Origin of the sequence: Sedimentibacter sp. LTW-03 (genome assembly GCF_052059825.1) — a bacterium.
In the GTDB taxonomy this organism is placed as follows: domain Bacteria; phylum Bacillota; class Clostridia; order Tissierellales; family Sedimentibacteraceae; genus Sedimentibacter.
Genome location: NZ_CP197180.1, coordinates 3,196,977 through 3,221,950, shown reverse-complemented (window position 1 = coordinate 3,221,950; position 24,974 = coordinate 3,196,977). Strand labels below are relative to the sequence as shown.

Genomic DNA, 24,974 nt, shown 5'->3' with positions numbered 1-24,974 from the left:
CCTGTTTATTCAGTAAAATATACTTCCTTAAAATCATAAAAATCTATAGGGAATATCTCCATTCCGCTGACATTTTTCTGCAACGTAAGCATCGTCTGAGGTGTCTGAAGATATATGGCAGGAAGCTTGTTTGCAAGAATAATCTGAATTTCCTTGTATATTTCTTTTCTCTTTTCATCGTCAAGCTCCTGTTTTGCTTTATCAAGAAGCTCATCAATTTCGCCTGTTTTCAAGCTGATGTAATCGTTACTGTCGGAATAGTACCTTGACAGAAACGCATATGAATCAAGCCTTCCTGTATGACCTATAACCGTTGTTTCAAAATTCTTAGCTCCATACACCTCACTGAGCCACGTTCCCCATTCCACCATCTCTATGTTAACATTTATACCTATCTTACTCAGCTGGTCAGCAATAACCTGCCCTGCATCCACGTGAAGCTGGTAGTTTTTCGGAAGAGACATATCTATATCAAACCCATTTTCATATCCCGCTTCCTTTAGAAGCTCCTTGGCTTTCTCAGGATTATACTCTATTATGTCATTCGTATCAAAATAATCAGGAGATGTTGGCGGAAGGTGCGAGCCTATTTGGTCTCCGTATCCGAACATTGACGCATCTATGACTTCCTGCTTATTAATCGCCATTGCTATTGCTCTTCGAACCTTTTCATCGGCCAATATTTCATTATCCGTATTCAGCGACATTACTTGAACCGCATTCATGGGCTGAGATATAACCTTGTAGTCTGAATTGTTCTGAACCATTGTAACCTGATCACCGGTCAGCGGAACTATATCAAGGTCTCCAACCTGGAAGCTAGCCATCATAGACGTCGCGTCAGGTATCAGCACTAATTTTACCGTTTCAAGCTTTGCTTTGTCGCCAAAATAATCATTATTTCGCTGAAGAACAACGTGCTGTTGTGGAATCCATTCCTTAAGCGTAAAAGCACCTGTCCCCACAGGGTTGTTCTTTAAATTGTCAGCTGCTTCCTCCGGAACAATTGCCGTCCATGGATAAGCAAAACTTTTCAGAAGTTCCACATCCAGTTTCTCTGTAGTAAATTTAATTGTATAGTCGTCAACTGCATCTATACCCACTATATTTTCATAATCCCTAGCTTTAGGGCTTTCCTCATCCTTAAGCCTGTTAAATGAATATAAAACGTCCTTTGCAGTCATTTGCCTGCCGTTATGGAATTTAACATCATCTCGCAATTTAAATATAATTTCCATTCCATCTTCTGAAATATCCCATTCCTTTGCTAGTCTGGGTATAATTTCCCAATCTGGTGTTACTCCTACCAAAGTATCATATATGTTATTTGTAACAGTAAAAGTGGAAGCTGCTGCAGTTCTATGCGGGTCAAGACCTTCGGGCTCGGTTGTATAGCCCATTGTTAATTCCGTCTTGGTGTTGCCTGCATCATCTGAAATGTCTTCTTGATTTGAGCATGCCGCTGCCATAAAAAGCATTAAAGCGACAGCAATAAGTAAAGTAATTTTGAATTTTTTCATTTTCGTATCCTTTCAGTTAATAAAATTTTTTTTAATATCTTTTACTGAAGTAGTTATAATAATATTCTTTCGATTTTCACCTTTTATAATCAAATCATTGCTGTACCTGTAATAAAATTTTTAAATCAACATTATTATAAGCCTTTTTAGTCTTATCATAATTTTATTAAAATGTCAACATATTTTAGGAAAGAGCAGGCTTCGGAAGATATTTTTTTGCTCGTTGATTAATAGTTAATATAATGGTATTATTATATATATATTGTATATATTGAGGTGTAGCATGTACGAAATACGTCAAAAAAAGATGCAGGAACTAAAGCAGAAAAAATGGTATCCCTACGCATTGCTTGCAACCGCAATTTTTTTATTTTCTCAAGGCTCGTCCATAATAAGGTCAAGCATAGGATACACTCTTCCGGTAATACTCATTAGCCTTATTCTTCATGGTAAAAGTGTGGGAACATTATCTGAAAAGCTATTTAAAATCAAATACTCACCAGCAGCTAATGCTGCTATGATTATTTTTCTTGCGGCCATCGCTGCATTCTGTTATTTCAATAAGCTTGGTGTTTTATTAATAATCATACTTGACATTCTTACAATTGCAGTTTATGTTGCTATTGCCTATATTTGCTCAAAATTAAAGACAGGAGATATGTAGATGCTTAAAAGATTTATTTCATATTATAAACCGAAACCGGTAAAAAAAATATTTATACTGGATATGACTTGCGCATTCATCATGGCTTTGTGCGACTTATTTTATCCAATGATTACAAGAAACATTATTAACATTTACGTACCTAACCAGCAACTTAACTTAATGATCACATGGCTTGTGCTTCTAGGTCTAATATACATACTTAAAGTTGGGCTGAACTATTACATAACGTATTACGGTCACATAATGGGAGTCATAATGCAAGCAAATATGAGAAGAGACATATTTGAACATCTTCAGGATCTGCCATTTGTTTTTTTTGATGAAAACAAAACAGGTACTCTGTCATCCAGAATAGTTAACGACCTCATGGATATTTCTGAACTTGCACACCACGGCCCTGAGGATCTGTTCATATCGCTGGTTATGCTTATAGGTTCTTTCATAGCTCTCAGCATAATCAATTTACCGCTTGCACTCATAGTATTCTCCATTATACCGTTCCTGATTTATTTTGCCATGAAACTGAGAATCAGAATGGCGGATTCCTTTATGGAGACAAGAGTTACAATAGGTGAAGTTAATGCAACAATTGAAAACAGCATTTCTGGAATACGAGTTTCAAAAGCATTCAGCAATAAGGAAAACGAAATACAAAAATTCGAAAACAACAACGAAAGATTTAAAAACGCAAGAAAGAAAGCCTACAAGGTAATGGCTGAATTTCATGTAGGTTCGTCATTTATAATAGATTTTTTAAATATATTGGTCTTAAGTGCAGGCGGCATATTTTTCTTCAAAGGATATATAAATTTTGGAGACTTTGCAGCATTCATACTGTACATAGGCAACTTTTTAAACCCAATAAGAAAGCTTATAAATTTTGTTGAACAATACCAATCAGGAATTTCAGGCTTTAAGCGTTTTACTGAAGTTATAGATCAGAAAATTGAAACCGATGAACCGGGCGCTAAAGATATATATGACGTTAAAGGTGATATAAAATTTGAAGATGTAACATTCTCTTATGATAAGAACAAACAGGTATTAAATGATATTTCTTTTAATATTGAAGCAGGCAAAACCGTAGCTTTTGTTGGACCGTCAGGAGGAGGAAAAACAACTCTTTGCCACCTTATACCGCGTTTCTATGAAACTAAGGGAGGAAACATATATATTGACAATACAAATGTTAAGGATTATACCCTTAAATCCTTGAGAAAAAGCATAGGAATTGTTCAGCAGGACGTATTTTTATTTACAGGCACCATTGCAGACAATATTCAATGCGGTAGATTTGATGCCACAAATGAAGAAGTTATAAAAGCAGCAAAAATGGCAAACATACATGACTTTATAATGTCTCTACCGGAAGGCTACGATACATTCGTTGGCGAAAGAGGAGTTAAATTATCCGGCGGTCAGAAGCAGAGAATTTCCATAGCAAGAGTATTCTTGAAAAATCCTCCTATATTAATACTTGATGAAGCAACATCAGCTCTTGACAACGCCACTGAGCTGATGATTCAAAACTCTCTGGAAGAGCTTTCAAAAGGAAGAACAACCGTTGTTGTTGCCCACAGACTTTCTACAATAAAAAATGCAGATGAAATAATAGTTATTACAGATAAGGGCATTCTGGAAAGAGGAAGGCACGAAGATTTAATAAAAACAAAAGGAATATATTCAGAATTATATAATTCCCAATTTAAAGATATAGCTTAGGAGATTCAATGAAAATTACTGTAATCGGTCAATGGGGAGGCTTCCCCCATGTTGGGGAGGCAACTTCAGGATACTTAATTGAACATAACAATTACAAACTTCTTTTAGAATGCGGCAGCGGAGTTATCAGCTCCCTGCAGAAAAAGATTAATCTGGAGGAATTGGACGCAGTGCTGGTTACCCACTATCACTATGACCATTTCTGTGATATAGGTGCACTTCAATATGCCGCGCAAATCAAGACACTTCTCGGGCTCATGAACAAAAGTCTTCCAATATATGCCCCCATGGGAGATTTTTTCAGTCTTTTAAAATGGGAAACCTATACTTACGGCGTAAGCTTTGATGGAAGCAGCGTACTTAATCTTGGTCCATTCGAAATCAGTTTTTTTAAAAACCGCCACCCCGTTGAAGCATACAGTGTTAAAATAAGATGCGGAAATACAGTATTTTCCTACACTTCAGACACGTCCTATTTTGATGATCTTTCCGACTTTTTCAGTGAATCGGATCTTCTAATATCCGAATGCAGCTTCTATGCTGACATGGATGGAACCCAAGCGGGACATTTAAACAGCTCACAAGCAGGGCTGCTTGCACAGAAATCAAACGTAGGAAAACTGCTGTTGACCCACCTTCCCCATTTTGGAAATCATGGGGACCTAATTACACAGGCATCTAAACATTACAGCGGTGAAATCATTCTTGCTTCACACTTAATGGAGCTTGAAATATAGTTAATTAAAAAACCGGCATGATTTTATTATTTGAATCCATGCCGGTTTTTTTGTTTAAATATAATTATTTTGTAACCGCGTAAATATAGTGTCTCCACACCTTAATCCATTGATCCAGCCTGTAATATTTACGCACTTCTTCATCCGAGCCTGCAGCAGGATCGTTCACTACAATGTATTCGACCCCTTCTTTGACCGAAAATCCAACTACTACCATTAAGTGGCCTGTGGGAAAAGCAGAATACGCTCCATCCAGCATATTTTTTTCTTTCATACAAACTGAAGCAACTACAGGCATTCCTTTTGCTATGTAGTTTTTGACAGGATTTATAGATTTACACCTTCTCGTGTAAGCCCTCATACCCATTTCTCCTGCAAACGCAGTATTTTGAGGCCAATTACCGTAAGCTTCATTTCCCAAATCAAATGTCCCTTTAGCCACCTGATCCAACTCAACATTCTTCCCGTGATATTTCAAAACCATTGTAAGTGATGTAGGACTGCAAATAACACGAGCATCTTTGTGCCCGCTTACCATCTGCGAAATCAGCGGAACACCTTCCAATATCTGAAGATAATTTCCCTGAACTTCTTCATCCTCACCTCCGTCAGTTGAAAAAGCAACAAGTCTAAGCCTTGGATTTCTCCCTCTTAAAAAAACCTTTATTTGTACAGCGTCTCCCAATTTTCCGTTTTTGACAAATATTCTGTCTTCTGTACCTCTGATTATCTCATCGCTGTAATAATTTTTAATTCCTGTATTATTTCCTCCGGCAGACCAAACTCCGTAGCTGATATATGGTGTCCAAATGCTTTCAACTCTCATTCTTATAAGCACTTCCACAGAACTGTGGGAGTCAGTTATAGAATTCCACGAAGGTGTTATTTCAGTAAATTTTTCTGTTTCAACAACCGGAGTTTCTAGATATCCTTCTTCTGTATCGTCACTGAGCTCTGTAAATTGTCCTTTAACTTTTAAATTGTAAAGCTTATTTTCGCTTAAATTACTATCTTCACAAATCCAATCCATAGCTTTCCCTCCGAATAATATATTCTATGATAGCATTTGTTAACGATTTTCTCAATTAGCATTATGAAAACATTTTAGTTAATAAATATTGTCATAGGCTTCATAAACATAACTATAAAATATGTAAATAATTTATCTGACAATTGATTTTTATTTTAATTATGTTATACTTTTAAGCAAATCAGTTATGTCTGAAATAAATCTTACTGGGAAGTGAAAGAATGATTGCAATTAAAGGAAGACGCAGATGCGAAAACTGCGGCAAAAAATACTACTACACTTATGCAAAGGGAGAAGCTGCTCAAAATAAAGCAAAATTTAAAGGTAAAGATGAAAATTACAGCGAATGCAAAAATGTAAAGATTCTTTCCGCTAACAGCTATGAAATTACAGTTGTCTGTCCACAGTGTGAATTTGAAGAAGTATTTATTTATACAGATTAACAAGACAGCTGATGCAATACTGTAAAAAAGTACTGCATCAGCTGTCTAAAGTGCTTACAATAGCATGTTATCATCATCAAACTCTTTATTTTTTATTCTGCTGAATTCTTGAATCACATCGGGTACAGAAAGTCCTTTTCTCTCTTCGCCGTTAATACAAATGGCAACAGCTCCGGAATCCATCATTATAGTCCTTGTACCCAGTTTAAGTGCAGATGATATATTATGAGTTATCATCAATGTTGTAATGTTGTTTTCCGATACTATTCTGTTTGTTAATTCCAGCACAGTCTCAGCACTCAAAGGATCAAGAGCTGCCGTATGCTCGTCAAGCAACAGCAAACGAGGTTTGACTAATGTAGCCATAACCAATGTAACAGCCTGTCTTTGGCCTCCGGAAAGCAAGCCTATTTTAGTATCTATCCTGTCCTCAAGTCCAAGATTTAAATCAGCAAGGTGCTCTTTTATATATTCTTTTTCTTTTCTGGAAGGCATTTTTAATAAACCTTTCATAGAGCTTCTCATATATGCTACAACGAGATTTTCTCCTACAGTCATATTCGGCGCAGTGCCCTTCATAGGATCCTGAAAAATACGTCCTATAAATGAAGCCCGCTTATGTTCCGGCATATATGTTATATTCTCTCCACCGAGAATAACATTCCCAGAATCACAAAGAAGCGAACCGGATATAATATTGAACATAGTTGATTTTCCTGCACCGTTTCCCCCTATTATTGTTACGAATTCGCCTTCACAGACTTCCAGGTTCAAATTATCTAATGCTTTGTGCTCGTCATGTGTGTTTTTATTGAATACCTTGTTCACATTAGTTATCTTCAGCATTTCAACCTCCCGCTTCTTAGTTTTCTAAATTCCATTTTCTTTTTAATACTTGGAACCGAAAGAGCAGATACAACAACCAGTGCGGATATCAGTTTCAAATATGATGGAGGAAAATTAGTCGTAAGTATAAGGGCAATTATAAATCTGTAAATAACCGAACCTATTATTACAGATATAAATCCTACTGTAATATTTATATTTTTGATTACAACACTTCCTATAATTATAGATGCAAAGCTTATAACCACCATTCCAGCGCCCATGTTCACATCAGCTGACTGTTGCATCTGCGCCACAAGAGCTCCTGACAATGCAACTATTGAATTTGAAATGGCAAATCCGACCATTTTAGCAAAATCCGTATTAACAGAGGATGCTCTGCACATGCTTTCATTATCTCCTGTCGCCCTTATTGACAATCCCAGCTGTGTTCTGAAAAACCAATTCAAAATTACAAATATTGAAAAAACAATCAATATTAGCGTCAATACTCTGTACGCACTGCTGCCAAATACTGCTTCGGCATAGGTAAACAGACTTTCCTTGTTTAGCAAAGGTATGTTTGCTCTGCCGCCCATAACCATTAGATTAACTGAATACAATCCCGTCATTGTCAATATTCCTGCCAAAATAGGCTGTATGCCCATATTCGTCTGCAATGCTGCTGTTATTATACCGGCTATCGCTCCTGCCAGGAGTGCAAGAATAAGACCAAGTACAGGCCTGCCTCCCAATGCAAATACTGCCGAGACGGAAGCTCCAAGCACAAAGCTTCCATCAACCGTCAGGTCGGCCACATTCAATATTCTAAAAGATATATACGTTCCAAATGCCAGGAGCGAATAAACAAGCCCTAATTCAATTGCTCCCATAAATGATGTTAAACTCACTTTAAACCTCCTGTTTTAACAGCCCTTGTAGCATAAAATTTATTTATTAAAAGCATTATTCTACGATCTTAAACTCCTTTAATGCTTCATCTGAAATCTCAATTCCTATTTGTTCTGCTGTGCTCGTGTTAATTATTTTTTCATACTCCTTTAAGGTTTCCACAGGTATATTTTCTATACTCTCGCCTTCAATAACCTTTTTGATCATTTCCGCAACCTGTCTTCCTAAAACAGTGTAATCAATACCAACTGTTGCAAACCCTCCGTCTGCAACCAGTGAGTCAGCACCCGTATATACGGGAATACCAGCTTTTTGAGCCTCTGATGCCAGAACAGGCATTGCAGATGCCACCGTATTGTCGGTAGGCGTAAATATAGCATCTGACTTTGCTGCCAATGACTGAGCTGCCTGCATCAATTCGCTTGAATTTGTAATAGTGGATTCCACATAGTTTATGCCTTTTTCATCTAAATACTCTTTAGCTTTATTTACAGCCGCTACCGAATTCACTTCTCCTGTGTTATATACAAAACCGAATGTCTTTATATCGGGAGTAATTTCAAAAGCAAGGTCAAATATTTGCTTAACATCAATTGCATCAGAAACTCCGGTCACATTTCCCTCAGGTCTGCTTAAATCCTCTACTAAGCCTGCTTCAACAGGGTAGCTTACAGCCGCAAAAATTACGGGAGTTTCCTTTGTAGCTGCAGCGGCAGACTGAGCAGTTCCGGTTCCTATTGGAACTATGATATCCATTTTATCACCTGTGAATTGTGATATTATTGTATTGATGTTTGATGGGTCTCCTTGAGCATCCCTGTAAGTTATTTCAACTCTATCTGCCAATCCTTGCTCTTCCAGCCCTTTAATTATATATTCTCTGATTTGATTTAATGATGGATGCTCAACAGGCTGAATTATCCCTATTTTAATTTTAGAGCTTTCAGTTGATGTCTGAGAATCCTGATCTGCTTCATTAGTTTCCGCACTTGTTGTGCACCCTACCAACAACATAAACATAATTGAAATAATTGTGATAATAGATACTATTTTTTTCATTTTATTTCTCCTTTTTGTATTAGAATATTATACAAAACTCGCCGTATCATTTCCTGATTATTTACAATTTCCGGCAGTGCATAAAAAAAACCTGTCCTTTAGAAAAAGGACAGGTCTAACCTGCGGTACCACCTTAATTGACTGAAAATTCAATCCACTTTAACAAAAATGCCATCACATTTTCTGCCTGTAACGTAGGCATACGTTTCAGATACTAGAGTGTTAACTCGTTCACCTCACCCTCGGCGATCCATTTGTCTGTACTGCGTTCTGCAGGGCTCTCATCCCCACCTGCTCTCTGTAAGTGCACGTATCAGTTTAATCTTCGCTTCAACGGTTTGTTTTTGTATTTGAATAGGATTGTATCACCGTAATTTTTGTTTGTCAACAATTATTTTTTAATTTTCTTGCGCAATCAAATAACGCTTCTTTGCGATTTTCTAGCTTCTCCTCAATCACAAGTTTCAGAATTTCATTCAAAACAGAACCTAAAACAACTCCCTTAGTAAATCCTTCCCTAATCAAATCTTCCCCGTTTATTTCCAGCATATTTAAATTGTAACATTCTTTGTTAATTAATATTTCATTCAATATTTTTTCCGCACTTTTTATATTTTCCAGCTCACGCTCACGTTTTAACGCCTTAAATACAGCTGTTTTAAACTTTAATAAGTTTACAAAATTATCATAACCGATTTTACTCAACATCGTTTTAATAAGCACTTTACTAGGTACCACTTCTTCATCTTTGTGTGCTGCTATAAACTTGATACTTTTAATCGTCGCTCCGTCATATTTCAAATTTCTCAATATTTTTTCTGCTTCATTTGTTTCATGCAGCATCAAAGCAAGCCTTAAAACCACACCTTCCCCATAACCCATTGAATCTAAAATCACACTCCAATTATCTTCACTAATGTTTGCTATTTCAGGAATAAACACTTCTATTACATCCTTATATTCCTTCAGTATATCGTAATAATTTACACCTGTAATGAGCTTATTTAGTTCCGTAGATATTCTCTCTCTTGAAATGTTGCTCAGAAGATTTCTATTGCTATGTATGCTCGAAGATGTTCTTGCGTCTATATTAAAATCTAAAACAGAAGCAAATCTAAGCGCTCTTAAAATTCGAAGCCCATCCTCATTAAATCTTTCATCCGGGTCGCCCACACACTTAACTATTTTGCTTTCAATATCACGCGCTCCGCCAAACAGATCTATTATACCGCCCTTGTTATAAGCAAGTGAATTAATGGTAAAATCTCTTCGTTTTAAATCGCAGGATACATCTTTTGTAAAAATTACTGAGTCGGGACGTCTGTTGTCAGTGTACTCTCCATCTATTCTGTAGGTTGTAACTTCAAGCTGTCTGCCGTTTATTATAACAGTAACAGTTCCGTGCTTAAGCCCTGTATTTATAGTCCTAAAGCCATCAAAACATTTGGTTATTTCCTCCGGTCTCGCTGAAGTAGTTATATCCCAATCATTAGGAACAACACCAAGCAGGCTGTCTCTTACGCAGCCACCCACTATGTATGCTTCGAATCCATTTTTATTTAAGATATTTAATGCAGTCTTAACCTCTTTTGGAATATTTTTAATTATCATCTAAGCCTTCTTCATTTCTTTTTACTTAATTATAACCTAAATATAAAATATGGCAATAAAAAATTGCTGTACAGCTACCATGCTGCTACACTTAATTAAAGAATTTTAAACCTGTAAGTTTTTATCCACAGCTTCCTTCCCATTTTCATAAATTAATCCACAAATTAGTGATGTCAATGGGGATACTAATACAAGACCCAAGCATCCTACAAAAGTATGAACTATTTCCGCACTTATAGATTTAGAGTTTAAAATGTTAAGCATCGGAGTTCCCTGCGCCATATAAACCATCATTACCGAAATATAACTTCCCATATAAGCCAGAAGCAATGTAGTAGTCTGACTTCCCACAACTGACTTTCCAATGTTTAGGCCAGATTTTATCAAACTTGCGTTTGAAACCTCAGGATTGCTTAAAGCAATCTCCTCTAAAGCGGAGGATATATCTATTGCCAAATCAAGAACTGCTCCCGAACATGCCAGATAAATTCCCGCTTGAAATATCGCCGTTAAATTTAGTGACATAAAGCCTGAATATAATAATGATTCAGACCATTGCATAACCGTACCGTCAATTTTAAAATAGCCGGTAAAGAAAACAGCCATCAAAGCAGTTAAAAACGAGCACAGCATTGAGCTTATTATAGCTGCATATGCCTTTCGGGTAAATCCTGCCACCAACAACAAAGTTGTAATTGTTAATATATTTCCAACGATAAGCCCCACGATAAGCGGGTTATATCCGTTCAGCATACATGGAATTAAAATTTTCCATATGCTGAGCATCGCTAAAGCAAATGATAATAAAGTCCTCACTCCTGTAAATCCCGAGAAAATTATAATTGCCGCAGCAAATAATCCTGCGAGGACTATTTCCTTGTTAATCCTGTAATGATCTACCATATTAGCATAGGCTATGTTATTTTTGTCATCAAACTCCAAAAGAACCCACGCCTTATCATCTTTTTCAAAAACTTTATCAAATTCATATTTTCCAGTAAATAAGTTTACAGCTTCAATCCTGCTTCCCTTGTGGCTTCCTGTTTCAATTTCTATCAAGCATCTCTGCTCTCCCTGATTGACAAGCCCTATGCTGTGTATTGTTGAATTGTCAGCTGAAATTACTTTAGCTCTTACACCTTCTGAATTAAAATAAATTTGTTTATCAAATCCAGTTTGAATAGTGCTTAAAATTATTATAAAAGCAATAACTACCAAGACATATATAATTTCTTTTTTGTTTACATTTATCAAAATATCATCCTTTCAGCTGTAATGCAGTGCAAAATTATTTAGATATACAAACAGACCGGACACCCGGTCTGTTTCATTAACTAAGTCATCAAAGCAACCAACCTCAACATATCTGAACAGACGCAATGATTGGCTGCCTGAATGATAACGCGATTATATTTATTTTGTATTAATTTTTGTAACTTCTGCTAACTTTTCAAACACATCGGTATTATCATACGATCCGCTAAATTTTTCAGCTCCAGCTCCCACTGCATATACTGCCACAGGAACTCCTGTATGAGAATAAGAAGTCCAGCCTATACCTGCTTTATTATTTATAATATGAGTAAGTGTAACTGACAGCGGATTATATCCACCGTATAACAAATACGCATCATCACTGTCGCTTTTTTCTTCCTTCATAGATTCCTCGAAACCCTGCTGCAATTTTTTATATTCGCTCTCCGTCATTTCTAAAGGATTTACATCTTGTCCCAAAGATTCTTCGTCAATTCCGTTTGGAGCAACAAGGCCAAAATTTTCAGTAATAACAGGCATAACATCTTCAAATTTCAAATCATCACTTTCTTCTTTCATACTGCTTATCAGTTCATTAAATGCAACGTAAGACATTTTTTGCTGATCAAGTATATCAAATGCCGTATTGTATCCTGTTGCAGCATATCCTATTGACATACCTCCTGTTTCATGATCCCCTGTAACTATAATAAGTGTTTCTGACGGATGCTTTTCAGCAAAATCTAAAGCAACCTGAATAGCATCCTCGAACGCTAAAACATCTGTAATTACTGATTTTGCATCATTTGCATGAGCGGCCCAGTCAATTTTTCCAGACTCAGTCATTAAGAAAAATCCGTTTCTATTATCTAAAACATCGATTCCCTTTTTAACAAAATCTGCAAGCTGCAGATCATCTTCTTTAGTATCAATCGCATAAGGCATTGCGCCGCTGTCTTGAAGAACAGGACTTAATGCATATGCTTTTCCTGATTTGTTATTAAGAGCAAGAATTTCTTCTTTTGTATCTGCTACTTCGTATCCCTTCTCTTCCAAAACTGCAAATGCATTTTTCTGATCTTTATCGGCACCTGTAGCCTTATTTATAGTACCGCCTCCAAAGAAGTCAAATCCAGAATCAGCCATCTGCATAGCTATATCATAGTAATTATTTCTTGATGCTGCATGAGCATAATAAGCTGCAGGAGTAGCATGGTTTAAAGTTACGTTTGATATAACTCCTATTTTCATATTTTTTTGTTTTTTCAAAAGTTCAGTAATAATAGGTGCAACAGTAGTCTTGTCAGTCTCCAGACCTATTGTACCACTGTGAGTTTTGATGCCGCATGCAAGTGATGTTGCAGTAGAAGCCGAGTCAGGTGCAAAAGATGTTGAATCCTGCGTAGTTGCAATACCTGCTATGGGAAACTGAGTGAAGTTTACCAAATTAAGACCTACTTCTCCTTTTGTGTTGTTTCCCTCATATATCTGAGCCGAATTTACTTGTGCAAAGCTCATACCGTCTCCGATAAACATAAATATGTACTTAGGTGCCTTCGCTGATTTTGATTGTGCCGCCAGTTTTTGACTTACAGCCGGTTCTTCCTGTTGTGATATTTGCTGAGCGTTTGCAGTTGCACAGCCTGTCAAAATTCCTGCTACCATTACTATACACAGTATAGCAGATAAAATTTTCTTCATTGAAACCTCCGATTATAATTATTATTATATTTCACTTACATATTAGCTAAATAATATAAAATCAAAAGCTTCACAGAGTAAAAATCAGGTAATTTTTACATAAATAGTTTTATGAAATGTATAAAGCATTGTTCCTTCGGCATAAAATGCTTTTCATTTTTCAGCATATAAAAATTCACGCCTAAATGCGTGAATTTAATACTTTCATTTTTTTATTCCTGTACATTTTAACATCGGCAAAAGCAAGTGCCTCGTCAAAATTCATGTTTTCAGAACTGCTTACTTCACAAATTCCATAGCTAAATGCCACTGTTATACCGTAAATTTCTTCTGACATAATCTCTTCAGCTATGTCTTTCATTTTTCTTTCGGTCATCTCTAAATCATGGCCCTTAAAAAGAATAACAAATTCATCTCCCGCAAGCCTTGAAACTATGCTGGATTTATCCGCAAAGTTTCTGAGTCTGGAAGAAAAATTCTTCAATATCATATCTCCGTAGTAATGCCCGTAATTGTCATTGATAAGCTTAAAATCATCAAGATCAATCATAACAAGACAAAATGGAAAACAATTGTCTTTACCATTTAATTCTCCATCAAATTCCTTTATAAGCTTTCTCCTGTTAATAAGTCCTGTAAGTTCGTCATAATTGGCCAGATGCTTTAGCTTATTCTGAGCTAGTGCATTTTTAATGGAAATTTCCAGTTCACATTTAATTTGTTCCATTAAATTAAGGTCTTCTTCTGTAAACCTGTGATGTGGAATACTAGAATCTATATTTATTAATCCGATTAAATGCCTGTCAATATATATGGGAGCAGATAAAGTGCAGCTGATATTAAGGGCATCAATTCTTTTGAGCCCTTCCGTTGTTCCTTTATCCGCATTTAGTCTGTCAAATTCTTCAGGATTGCATATTACCGCGGCCTTTTTAAAACCGTTTATCTTATAGAGAAATGCCTCTTCTTTTCGTATTGAAATATTTTTAAGCTCATTGCTATAACCTATAACCACTTCATAGTCAAACTTATCTTTCTCATTATCATAAAGAAGAATACTGCCATTTGTTGCATAAGGTATTAACTTGACCACAGCATCCAGCACAATGTAATATATTTTATTCTCATCGTTTGTTTTAGATATTTTCTCGCTGGTTTCAAAGAGCAATTTTCTTATGTTTTCATATCTGATCAAAAGCTTTTTATATTTTTGCAGCAATATTAATTGGTATATAAAAACAGATGCTGAAAATAAAAGAATCCAAAGAATTACAAACTCCCGATCTTGCATATAGCACCTCATTTATTTATAATAAATATAAGCTTACTATAATTATAGCACAATATGAAATATATTGTTAAATTTTTTATAAAAATTTACATATTTATAATTAAGTTCCAAGGTTTCAATTATTTTACGAATAAATTTTATACTTATTTATGTCTTGCCACAAAGCACAAACAGCAGCCAAAATAATACCGCTGTTATCATTGATCTTGCTGCACTATTTTATATATTTAATTCAGTGGATAATGTTATTTACATCTATCAGCTCTTTAGCTGTTTTCAGCATTTTCGGCGGAATATATATGTTTATATTGCTGTTTAGCGGAAATACTTCTAAAGATTCTGATTTTTCGACTTCTTTAAAATATGGCACATCATAAGATTCAAGCATTGAAATAATTACATCTGCTTGCGCAACAGTAAGGTTTGATATGAGCAGCGACTTGGTTTCGTCGCTTTTATCTGCTGATTTGGTATAGTACCCGGCAATAAACGGCGTTATTAATATAAGGAGCGCTGTCCAAATGATGTAATAAATTATAAACAAATTCGGCAGTTTAACATATCCGTCAAAAAATAAATTCAACGAATTAATAACTATCAGAGGCAAAAACATAGCCAGACTTATAACAATCCTTGTTGATATTTTTGGGTAGTGCTTTGTGCCGCATACTGTACATATTATCGGAGCATATCCCTTAACCCATATTGATTTTAATACGTCTTTGTACTTAAATCTATCCGAGCATAAGCTGCATTTATACATACCAGGTTTCTCCCTTAAAAGCTATAAAATTTAGCAATAAAATAAAATTCTTAATTAACGCGTTTCGCCAGCATTTAAATCAAGCTTTATATAGTCTATTTTATTATCTTTTATATTTATAATATAATAATCATTAAATTCATGCAGATCAAAATTATCATCCTGATATTCATAAGAAACTCTGTATTTTTGGAATAATAAGTTTGCGTCGGCTTCTTCGCCAATTAATTCCACTCTTAGATTAAAATAGTCCGTTATATTGTTTTCTTCAAATACTTTTCGATTTTTAAACGCAACTCTGTTCTTAAGCAAAACATTCAATCCTCTTTCATTGCAATACTTGCCAAAAATAGCATATACTTTTTCCGGATCGTTAAACATATCTATTTTATATGTTTCAGGAGAAATAAGAGTATCAAAAAAAGTATAAATGTCCATTTTTAAGCTATAATTTATATCTGTTGCTGAATAATGGGAAAATATATATTTTAAATAATCTATGTCCTCAGCGTTCTCAATTAATCCATATTTATTTGTTGAAGGATCCCATACAATGGTTTGTACATTAAACCATATATCATAATCAAAAAATCTCTCTTTGAACCCTTCTCTTTCAGTCCAAAAGCTGATGTCTCCCTCATCTGCAGGAATTGCAATTTCTTTTGTCCAGCGTACATTTCCCATTATTTCGTTAATTCTGGCAATATCTTCACCGTCTATTATTTCAATGAATTCAGGATATGTTTCATAATTGTTTACATATCTTATCAATTCATCCCGTTTAGACACCGAATTAGCCACCAGAATTACAGCAAGAATAACAACAATTATGGAAACTGTTATCGTTACCACAGGCGGCAGATTTCTATATTTTAAAGAATTCTTTATTCTTGAATTTACATTGTTTTTTCCAAATAAACTGCCCATTTTGATCCCCCTCAGCCATTTCCTTAATTTTTTCCCATATCTTCTTATGGTTTAAATCTTTATTTAGATGTTACCATAATAGACCAATATTGTCGATATTTTATTCAATTTTAAAAATATAGACTAAAACAAAAAAGACTGTAGCAAAACAAAAATTGCTACAGTCTTTTAATACAATATTTAATTACATTAAAATTTCAGCTTAAAAATTAATAAAAGCTAATTTATCTTTTCACGTCTAACAATCAGATTTTTCTTTAGCAATATACTCATTTTCGGCAAGAATTTCAATTGCCTTATCAATATTTGCATCATTTACTAAAATTATAGGTCCGGTACATCCCATTCCGCTTTCAGCGTAAATTCCGTTTTTCCATAAAAGCTTAACGGCATCTTCCAAGTCCATTATTTCAACACCTGAAATCTGAGAAGTTACCACTTGTTTTTCCGGAGCCTTTATTTCTTCTTCGGCAGGCTTTTTAGAAGATTTAAGCCCGCTTAATATTTCTGTCAGGCCGGCCTTGTGAGCCTTTTCAAATTCCTTTTTAGCTATTTCAAGGCATCCTCCCTTAACCAGCTCAGCAGCAAATTTGATTGCTCCTTCAACCAGCGGCGAACCTGAAGCTCTTGAAATAATAAGAATCAGTTTATCAAAGTTTTCTCCTATTCCGGGGCCGTAGCCATATCCTAATGATTCGTAGCTTCCGCCTGTTGTATAGGAAGAAAAGATTTTTATCATTAAATTTCCTGTCAGCGAATCCATTACCATGACGTCTGCAGAACCTGTGAGAAGGTCATTTCCTCTCATAACCGCACCGCCGTCTGCTCTTTGCGATGCTGCGAAGTTTATGTCGTAACCTTGGTCTTTAAGTTTCTTAAGTGCTATTTCTGTTTGTCTTGCTCCGTCAACATTTAATATACCTACTGTAGGATTTTTTATCCCGCATGCTTTGGCTGTTATTATGCCGTAAATAGCATTTTTAACCATACCTTCCACTTTATCGGTTGAGGATGTTCCTGTTGTTGTTGCTATGAACATCTCTTTTCCTTTTCCGGGAGTTAATACTCTTCCTACTGTTGAAACTCCTATGGGGAATGGATAATGCATCGTTACCGCTGCATCTACTTCTTTGGAATTAAGTAGTGATTCCATGATTGTATGTGCTTCGTCTTCTGTATTTACAAATGCTGTTTTTACACCTTCTGCTTCTTTTGATCCGATTACGGTAGTATCTATTCCGCTTTTTGCTGCTTTTACTGCTGCTGAATAAATATTATCTTCACCGTGTTCGCTTCCCATGGCAGTAACGGCTACCTTCGGCTTCTGTCCGTATTCTCCGCTAATCAGTGTGTCTGCCAGCTGATCGAACACTTTGCCTATTATTTGTTTTACTTGTTTTTCAGACATATAAATGCCCTCCTATTCTGCCAATAGATTTGAAGCGAAGTTCTTCAGAGCTTCTGCAATAAGTCCTTTTACTTTTTCCTCTGAAATTGTTGACTGCGGTTCTTGTTCTCCTTTATTTGCTTCAATAATAAAGGATACGCCGTCAAACAGGTTTGTCATTCTTCCTAGGAAGAGACTTCCTTTTCCTACTATCATAGTATTTTTTATTTTTCCGTCCATGATATCTTGTCTGCAGAATCCTATGTAAGGAACTCCTGAAGGTATATGTCCTTGTGTAGGTGCCCAGCCAACCATACCATGTTTAGCTGTGAACTCTGCTAATTCTTTTCTCTCCATGTGACCCATTTTTACTGCCAGGGCTCCTATCATCTTGTAGTTTGCCAATGGCACATCTCCTGCTCCTGCTGGTTTTGTTATGTCTGGGTTTTGCATTTCTACTGAGTATTTATCTACATCTGTTATTTTCATGCCTGCTTTTTCTAAGGATGAAACTAATGATGATATAACTGCCTGTGGTGATGATCCTGTTCCTACTGTGTGTTTTCCTACCAGGTCTAGGTTTATTTCGGGGCTTACTCCGTCATTTTTGCTTATGAGTATGGCAAAGCCGCCTAATACGTCTTCTAAAATCGGAAGTCCTTTTTTTATGTGGTCTTTTCCGTTCATTCCAAGTTTTGCTGTGCATCCGCCGGCGGATACTACAACGTTGTTGAATACTCCTGCTTTTACTAATGCTGCTGCTTCTATCAGCGCATGGGTCGGTCCTGCACAGAATCCTCTTGTGTCTGATCCTGTTGCATTTACAAATCCTGCTACTTCTGCGCAGGCTTTTGCAAAGTTTCCTCCGCCTCTTTGGTTCATATCTCCGCATGCTTCTTCGCAGCAGTCTATTACATAGTCTATTTCTTCTTTGTTTATGTCGTTTTTGTATGTGAGGTTTAATAATGCAAGTACGTTTGATGCTTTTGATACTAAGTTTTCCATCATTACATGGGCGCTTAGGTTAACGTCTATGTCGTGTGCTCTTTTTACGCAGCCTACTAGTTTGCCGTCGTTGTATAATGGTTCTGAATGTTCTTCATCAACGTATTTTTTTATTGTTTCTGCTTCTTCTCCCTGCTTGATTCTGCTTAGCAATGCTTCATCAAATAATGGATGTTTTTCAAGCTTTGCTTTTGTTTCGGCTAAGAAGTTGTTTTCTATTTTTACAAGGTCGAATACGTCACACATCTGCATCAGAACTATAAATTCGTCCTGCGGCATTATTTCTCCGAATTTTCCCCATCTTTCTGCTTTTTCGAGCTTTTTGTCGTTCCATGGCTGTGCGTATCCTGCAAGTTCTTCTGGTGTTATGTTTCCTATATATGTCTGGTTTGGAAGATAGTTCACTACTTCTTCAAAGGTTCTCAGGTGGTCTTTTATTTGTTTTAGGTATTCTGAGTTTGGATTTACGGTTCTTTCAGTTGTTTGGGTTGTTCCGTTATGGATAACCATATCAGGAGTAAATGCCAATATATAGCTGGCTCCTTTTATTACACTGTTCATAATAACCTCCGTTATTCAAAATTTGCTTCGCATTTCTGCGAAGCAAATAAATTCGATTGTCTATATAAAGTACTAAATATTAAAGATATTTACAATAGTCTTCTCTTATTGGTGTCATTTCGCTTATTATATCGTCAACATCCAATACCATTTCCATCATACTGATTTGCTCGTCGTAAACGGCTTCGTCTACTTCTTCTTTTATTTCTGGTTCGCACACGTGGAATACTGAGAGTCCTAACTGAACTCCTGTCAATGGACCTGCAAATGTTGGGTCTCCGTTTGTTACGGTTTCTGCAGCTAATCCTGCTGCTTCTCCTTCTGCTGCTCCAAGTACTACTACTAGGTTCTCTGCACCGTACTTTTCTGCAAATTCTTTAACCCTTTTTTGATTTTCCAAATCCATTGCTCCTGCGCTTGTTCAGACGAAGCATTCTGTTGATGAAAATACTGTTTCGCCGCCTGCGGTTTTTACGCATTCTTCTATGGCTGGTCCTGGTATTCCATCTCTGTCGCCTATTATTATTACTTTTTTACCTTTTAATAAGCTCATTTTTTTCCTCCTTATTTGGTTTTTTTGTTATATATATTTTTTTATCATTGCTTCTACATTGTCGGGTGTAGCGTCTTCTTTTATGAGTTCTTCTACTTTTTCTCCGTCTTTATAGATTGCAATAACTGGTAAGCCAAGTACTTTCTGTCCTATTGCTACTCTTCTTGCTTTTGTTGTGTTTAGTTTTGTGAATTTTATTTTGCCGTCGTATTTTTCTGACAGTGCTTCTACGTGGGGCATTAATGCTTCGCATGGTGCGCATCCGTCTCCGAAAAAGTCTACTAATATGTATCCTTCGCCTTTTAATACTTCTGGTTCAAATGTGGTTTTATCGAGTACTAACATTCTTTCCCTCCTATAATGATTCTATATATTTTTCTGCCTGTACTGCTGCTATGGCTCCGTCTCCGGCTGCCGTAACTACTTGTCTCAGGCTTTTTACTCTAATATCTCCGGCTGCGTATACGCCTTCTATGTTTGTTTTCATGTTTTCGTCGGTTTCTACATAGCCTCTTTCTAATTTAAGTATTCCTTCGTACAGTTTGGTCTTTGGCTCGTATCCTATGAATACGAATATACCGAATGTACCGTCTTCTTCGTCGGCTTTTATTTCTGTTGTTTCTTTGGTTTTTACATTTTCTAAAACCATTGTATCTACTATGCCGTCGCCTTTTATTTCTTTTACTACTGAATCCCATATAAAGTTAATTTTTGGGTTTGCTTTGGCTTTTTCTTGTATTGATTTTGCGGCTCTTAATTCGTCTCTTCTGTGTATTATGGATACTTTTCTTGCGAATTTTGTCAGATACATTGCTTCTTCTACTGCTGTGTCTCCGCCTCCTACAACGAATACTTCAAAGTCTTCGAAGAATGCTCCGTCGCAAGTCGCACAGTATGAAACGCCTTTTCCTGTAAATACTTTCTCTCCAGGGCATCCTATTGGTTTGGATGTTGCTCCTCCGGCGATTATTACTGTTTTTCCTACGTATTCGCCTTTTTTTCCTACTAGTACTTTTTCTTTGCCTTCGAGTTTTACTTCTACTATTTCATCGTATACTTTTTCGGCTCCAAAATGTTTTGCCTGTTCTGCCATCCTGTCAATCAATGTAGGTCCTGATTCTCCTTCCAGGCAGCCTGGATAGTTTTCTACTTCTGATGTGAGCGCTATTTGCCCTCCGTCTTTTTCTTTTTCGATTATCAAAGTGCTCAGTCTTGCTCTTCCGGCATACAGCCCTGCTGATAATCCCGCCGGTCCTGCTCCGACTATTAAAACGTCATATACTTTGCTCATTTCACACCTCCAACATATTATAATTTACTGTAAAGCAACTGCAAATTTGTATAACATAGTTATTGCTTTATTTGCATCATTCGTGACAGCTAATCACAGCAATGCATTGATGCTATTCCCTTTTCTCATGTTTTGTATGAAGCAGCATATGAGATTTATGGGACATTGGTTCTTTGAAATACTCTTCATACAGTTTCAGTATATCAGAATTTTCATGAGAAAATCTTAATTTTGCATTTTCATCCAGATAATAAAGATTCTTTCCGCGTTCAAATGCCAGCTCCTCTCCGTCATGAATCGGCTGGCCTCCGCCACCTACACAGCCTCCTGGACAAGCCATTACCTCTACAAAATCGTATTGAACTTCTCCTCTTTCGATTTTTTCAAGCAGTGACCGTGTATTTCCCAGCCCGCTGACTACCGCCGTCCTTACTTTAATGTCATCAACAATAAAATCAGCTTCTGCAAGTCCTTCATTATCATTAAAACCTTGGCTTCTCACTGCTTTAAAAGCATCTACAGGAGGGTTTTCTCCTTTGATCAGATAATATGCTGATCGGAGTGCGGCCTCCATTACACCACCGGTTGCTCCAAATATAACTCCGGCGCCGGTAATTTCCTGCATCGGACGATCACTTTCAATATCCTGTAAAGTATCAGGTCTTATATGGGCAGAACGGATCATTTTCACAAGCTCCCTTGTTGTAATAACTGTATCAATGTCATGGCCTGCATATTCTCCGTAGAATAATTCCATCTCGCGCTCTTCTTTTTTTGCTACGCAAGGCATTACAGATATTGTATAAATCTTTTCCGGTGACACACCAAGTCGTTCTGCAAAGTAAGTTTTCATTACAGCTCCAAACATCTGCTGCGGTGATTTTGCCGTCGAAAGCTGTTTAACTAAATGCGGAAACTGAGACTTTATAAACCTAATCCATGCCGGACAGCAGGAAGTAAACATAGGTCTGTCCTTAAGTTCACCGCCGGTAAATCTTTTTATAAATTCATTACCTTCTTCCATAATTGTCAAATCAGCTGAAAAAGTTGTGTCAAATACATAGTCTACACCCATACGCTTTAAGGAATCCATTATCTTTCCTACAGTAGCTTCTTTTGTTGCGAGTCCCAATTCTTCTCCCCACGCTGCTCGAACAGCCGGAGCGACCTGTGCAACCACAATCTTTTCCTTATCAGCAATAGCATCCCATATCTTTTCCGTATCATCTCTTTCTCTCAGAGCACCTACGGGACAGTGGGTAATGCATTGACCGCACAATGAACAATTTGATTCTTCTATCTTACCATTGTTAGAAACATTTACTGTAGTCCTGGAGCCCGTTCCTTCAACATCCCAAATATTAAGTCCCTGAACTTTTTCGCATATTTGAACACAGCGCATGCATTTAATACATTTCCTGGAATCGCGTATCAGTGGGAAATTTTGATTCCATTTTTGTATCTCTAGTTCAGTTTTAAACGGAATACTCAGGATATTTAAATCATTGGCTATCTTTTGAAGGCTACAGTTTCCGCTTCTTGTACATGTAACACACTGGCAGTCGTGCTGAGATAAAATTAATTCTACAGTCGTACGTCTATGTTTTCGCACCTTAGGGCTATTTGTATAAATTACCATTCCTTCTTCAACTACATTATTACAAGAAGTAATAAGTTTATCTTTTCCTTCTAGTTCAACCATACAAACGCGGCAGGCACCAATTTCATTAATCCCCTTCAGATAACAAAGGCTCGGAATTGGAATTTCATTCTCTGCGGCAGCTTTCATAATCGTGGTATTTTCTTTAACTAAAATTTTCTTTCCGTTAATCGTGATATTTACCATAATCTTTCCCTGCCTCCTTTAAGTATTCCATATCCGAAGTGATCACAGCGCAAGCACCTAGATGCCTCCTGTCTAGCTTCTTTTTCTGTCATGCAGTTCTCTACGCCTTCAAAATCGCAGACTCTCTCGCACGCTTCCCGTTCAGTCAGATTCACTCTTCCGCAAGGACTATGATCATCCAGATTAACGGCCGGAATTTCTACATCACAGGAAATTTCGTGCCTATATCCTAAATATGCATCAATGTTCGCTGCTACAACTTTAGCTGCAGCTATTGCCTTGATTACAGATGCCGGTCCGCTGGCACAATCGCCTCCCGCAAATACATCAGGGAAGTTTTCAAAAGTTCCGCTGCTTTTTGTAACAATTTTTCCCCGCTCCACAGGTATACCAAACTCTTCAAAATGACGGATTTCAATGTTTTGGCCTATTGCCACTATCAAAACATCACATGGAATATAAACATCTTTTTCGCCGGTAGGCTTAATGCTTGCGCGACCGTCTTTGATGGCGCTTACCATCTGCGGTGTGGCATAAAGCCCTTTAATATGGTTATGTTCATTCACATCCAATGACGCCGGAGCTTTAAGCGTAAGCACTTCTACACCTTCTGCAACTGCTCCTTCTATTTCGCCTGGAAGCGCTGTCATATCTGCAACTCTTCTGCGGTATACTATGCTCACTTTTTTAGCTCCAAGGCGTTTTGCCGTACGGACTGCATCCATTGAGACATTGCCGCCGCCGATAACTGCAACTTCTTTCCCTGACAGATCCATAATCTCGTTCTTGCCTACATTTCGCAAGAATTGTACAGCCGACAGTACACCATCTGCATCTTCACCTTTGAGCCCAAGTTTCTTGTCCGTACTGGCTCCTATGGTAATTAATACTGCGTCATACTGTTCTCTCAGTTCCTGAATGGTTATATCCCGACCTATTTTCAAGCCATGCCTTACTTCTACACCGGTTCTCAAAATATTGTCGATGTCCTCCTGCAGCCGTTCTTTTGGAAGGCGATAATTTGGAATTCCATATCGAAGCATTCCTCCAAGTTTTGGGAGCATCTCATATACAGTTACATTATGTCCCATTAACTGAAGGTAATATGCTGCACTTAAACCACCAGGTCCGCCGCCAAGCACTGCAATTTTCTTGCCGGTATTCTTCGCACATGCTGGAGGATTAACTATCCCGGCAAAATCTGCTGCCACACGTTTTAAACCGCGTATATTTATAGAATCATCCACCATATTTCTTCTGCATCTGGCTTCACACGGATGTTCACATATATATGAACATGTTGTCGGAAATGGATTATCTTTTCGCATCAAGCGAATTGCATCCGCATATCTGCCTTCTCCAACTAATGCCACATATCCCGGAATATCTACATGTGCAGGGCACAGAGACACGCACGGCACCGGCTGATTATACGTACAAGTACAACGTCCATTATTTATATGCTCAATGTAATCATCTCTGTATCCGATCAACCCTTTGTATACCATGTTGGCAGCTTCATAACCAATGGCACAATCTGCGGAATCCATGATAGACAATGCTGTCTGCTCCATAATATCAAGAGTTTCCATCGTCGCATTTCCGTCCAACACATCTTTAATAAAATGATTTAACTGACCAAGACCAATCCGGCAAGGCACACATTTCCCGCAAGTCTGAGCATGACACAGCTCCAAAAATGCCCTCGACATATCCACCGGACATAGTCCAGGGGGACTGGATTCAATTCTTCGCTCCAAGTCCTTATAAAGTCCTTCCATTACAATTTTAGCTTTACTCGGTGAAGCAATTTCTAATCTGCTCATTATTAACTTCACTTCCTTATTTATATTTTTTAATCTCCATAAA

22 protein-coding genes are annotated in these 24,974 nt (G+C 37.0%); 4 read left to right on the top strand and 18 right to left on the bottom strand.

All coding sequences use genetic code 11. From position 1 onward, the window contains the following. Positions 1 to 5: 5 nt before the first annotated feature. Positions 6 to 1,520, bottom strand: coding sequence for an ABC transporter substrate-binding protein (locus ACS3UD_RS15670; protein WP_308138720.1), 1,515 nt, complete (start codon positions 1,518 to 1,520; stop codon positions 6 to 8). Positions 1,521 to 1,803: 283 nt separating this feature from the next. Here ACS3UD_RS15670 and ACS3UD_RS15665 point away from each other — a divergent pair, with 283 nt between their 5' ends. From ACS3UD_RS15665 to ACS3UD_RS15655, 3 genes are read left to right on the top strand one after another with little or no spacing between them, the layout of a single operon-like run. After that, complete coding sequence (locus tag ACS3UD_RS15665) at positions 1,804 to 2,184, top strand: hypothetical protein (RefSeq protein WP_308138721.1); 381 nt, start codon at positions 1,804 to 1,806, stop codon at positions 2,182 to 2,184. Then, on the top strand, positions 2,185 to 3,909 hold the full coding sequence (locus tag ACS3UD_RS15660) for an ABC transporter ATP-binding protein (RefSeq protein ID WP_308138722.1): 1,725 nt from the start codon (positions 2,185 to 2,187) through the stop codon (positions 3,907 to 3,909). It begins immediately after the preceding gene. Between the two features lie 8 nt (positions 3,910 to 3,917). Continuing rightward, positions 3,918 to 4,646, top strand: a complete 729-nt coding sequence (locus ACS3UD_RS15655) for an MBL fold metallo-hydrolase (RefSeq protein ID WP_308138723.1) — start codon at positions 3,918 to 3,920, stop codon at positions 4,644 to 4,646. Positions 4,647 to 4,710: 64 nt separating this feature from the next. Here ACS3UD_RS15655 and ACS3UD_RS15650 read toward each other — a convergent pair whose 3' ends face one another. Further along, positions 4,711 to 5,676 (bottom strand): C39 family peptidase, encoded by a 966-nt coding sequence (locus ACS3UD_RS15650; RefSeq protein ID WP_308138724.1) that lies wholly within the window; start codon positions 5,674 to 5,676, stop codon positions 4,711 to 4,713. A 221-nt stretch (positions 5,677 to 5,897) separates the two neighbouring features. Here ACS3UD_RS15650 and ACS3UD_RS15645 point away from each other — a divergent pair, with 221 nt between their 5' ends. Next, positions 5,898 to 6,119 (top strand): hypothetical protein, encoded by a 222-nt coding sequence (locus ACS3UD_RS15645; RefSeq protein WP_308138725.1) that lies wholly within the window; start codon positions 5,898 to 5,900, stop codon positions 6,117 to 6,119. Between the two features lie 54 nt (positions 6,120 to 6,173). Here ACS3UD_RS15645 and ACS3UD_RS15640 read toward each other — a convergent pair whose 3' ends face one another. The 16 genes from ACS3UD_RS15640 to ACS3UD_RS15565 all read right to left on the bottom strand — a co-directional run bounded on the left by ACS3UD_RS15640 (position 6,174) and on the right by ACS3UD_RS15565 (position 24,931). Continuing rightward, complete coding sequence (locus ACS3UD_RS15640; protein ID WP_308138726.1) at positions 6,174 to 6,965, bottom strand: ABC transporter ATP-binding protein; 792 nt, start codon at positions 6,963 to 6,965, stop codon at positions 6,174 to 6,176. Then, positions 6,959 to 7,855 (bottom strand): ABC transporter permease, encoded by an 897-nt coding sequence (locus ACS3UD_RS15635; protein ID WP_308138727.1) that lies wholly within the window; start codon positions 7,853 to 7,855, stop codon positions 6,959 to 6,961. The genes ACS3UD_RS15640 and ACS3UD_RS15635 overlap by 7 nt, the downstream gene beginning before the upstream one ends. A gap of 55 nt (positions 7,856 to 7,910) precedes the next feature. Next, a complete protein-coding gene (locus tag ACS3UD_RS15630) occupies positions 7,911 to 8,915 on the bottom strand; it encodes an ABC transporter substrate-binding protein (protein ID WP_308138728.1) in 1,005 nt (334 codons plus the stop codon). 384 nt (positions 8,916 to 9,299) lie between these two features. Then, complete coding sequence (locus ACS3UD_RS15625; protein ID WP_308138729.1) at positions 9,300 to 10,526, bottom strand: CCA tRNA nucleotidyltransferase; 1,227 nt, start codon at positions 10,524 to 10,526, stop codon at positions 9,300 to 9,302. 105 nt (positions 10,527 to 10,631) lie between these two features. Further along, positions 10,632 to 11,783 (bottom strand): YibE/F family protein, encoded by a 1,152-nt coding sequence (locus tag ACS3UD_RS15620; RefSeq protein WP_308140079.1) that lies wholly within the window; start codon positions 11,781 to 11,783, stop codon positions 10,632 to 10,634. A gap of 156 nt (positions 11,784 to 11,939) precedes the next feature. Next, positions 11,940 to 13,481 carry an alkaline phosphatase gene (locus ACS3UD_RS15615; RefSeq protein ID WP_308138730.1) on the bottom strand — a complete coding sequence of 514 codons (1,542 nt, stop codon included), beginning with the start codon at positions 13,479 to 13,481 and terminating at the stop codon, positions 11,940 to 11,942. Between the two features lie 181 nt (positions 13,482 to 13,662). Beyond that, on the bottom strand, positions 13,663 to 14,772 hold the full coding sequence (locus ACS3UD_RS15610; protein WP_308138731.1) for a sensor domain-containing diguanylate cyclase: 1,110 nt from the start codon (positions 14,770 to 14,772) through the stop codon (positions 13,663 to 13,665). A 232-nt stretch (positions 14,773 to 15,004) separates the two neighbouring features. Then, positions 15,005 to 15,535 (bottom strand): TIGR04104 family putative zinc finger protein, encoded by a 531-nt coding sequence (locus ACS3UD_RS15605; protein ID WP_308138732.1) that lies wholly within the window; start codon positions 15,533 to 15,535, stop codon positions 15,005 to 15,007. A 54-nt stretch (positions 15,536 to 15,589) separates the two neighbouring features. Then, positions 15,590 to 16,462, bottom strand: coding sequence for a hypothetical protein (locus tag ACS3UD_RS15600; protein ID WP_308138733.1), 873 nt, complete (start codon positions 16,460 to 16,462; stop codon positions 15,590 to 15,592). Positions 16,463 to 16,700: 238 nt separating this feature from the next. Continuing rightward, complete coding sequence (gene grdD, locus ACS3UD_RS15595) at positions 16,701 to 17,870, bottom strand: glycine/sarcosine/betaine reductase complex component C subunit alpha (protein WP_308138734.1); 1,170 nt, start codon at positions 17,868 to 17,870, stop codon at positions 16,701 to 16,703. A 12-nt stretch (positions 17,871 to 17,882) separates the two neighbouring features. Continuing rightward, the gene (gene grdC / locus ACS3UD_RS15590; RefSeq protein ID WP_308137582.1) at positions 17,883 to 19,415 is read right to left on the bottom strand and encodes a glycine/sarcosine/betaine reductase complex component C subunit beta; all 1,533 of its coding nucleotides are present in this window, start codon (positions 19,413 to 19,415) and stop codon (positions 17,883 to 17,885) included. Positions 19,416 to 19,494: 79 nt separating this feature from the next. Further along, the gene (gene grdA / locus ACS3UD_RS15585) at positions 19,495 to 19,968 is read right to left on the bottom strand and encodes a glycine/sarcosine/betaine reductase complex selenoprotein A (protein ID WP_308137583.1); all 474 of its coding nucleotides are present in this window, start codon (positions 19,966 to 19,968) and stop codon (positions 19,495 to 19,497) included. A 27-nt stretch (positions 19,969 to 19,995) separates the two neighbouring features. Beyond that, positions 19,996 to 20,313, bottom strand: a complete 318-nt coding sequence (gene trxA, locus ACS3UD_RS15580) for a thioredoxin TrxA (RefSeq protein ID WP_308137584.1) — start codon at positions 20,311 to 20,313, stop codon at positions 19,996 to 19,998. A 10-nt stretch (positions 20,314 to 20,323) separates the two neighbouring features. After that, entirely contained in the window at positions 20,324 to 21,259 is a 936-nt protein-coding gene (trxB, locus tag ACS3UD_RS15575) for a thioredoxin-disulfide reductase (protein WP_308137585.1), read from the bottom strand. A gap of 112 nt (positions 21,260 to 21,371) precedes the next feature. Then, on the bottom strand, positions 21,372 to 23,105 hold the full coding sequence (locus ACS3UD_RS15570) for a [FeFe] hydrogenase, group A (RefSeq protein WP_308138735.1): 1,734 nt from the start codon (positions 23,103 to 23,105) through the stop codon (positions 21,372 to 21,374). After that, positions 23,099 to 24,931, bottom strand: coding sequence for an NAD(P)-binding protein (locus ACS3UD_RS15565; protein ID WP_308138736.1), 1,833 nt, complete (start codon positions 24,929 to 24,931; stop codon positions 23,099 to 23,101). Before ACS3UD_RS15565 ends, ACS3UD_RS15570 begins: the two co-directional genes overlap by 7 nt. Positions 24,932 to 24,974: the final 43 nt, after the last annotated feature.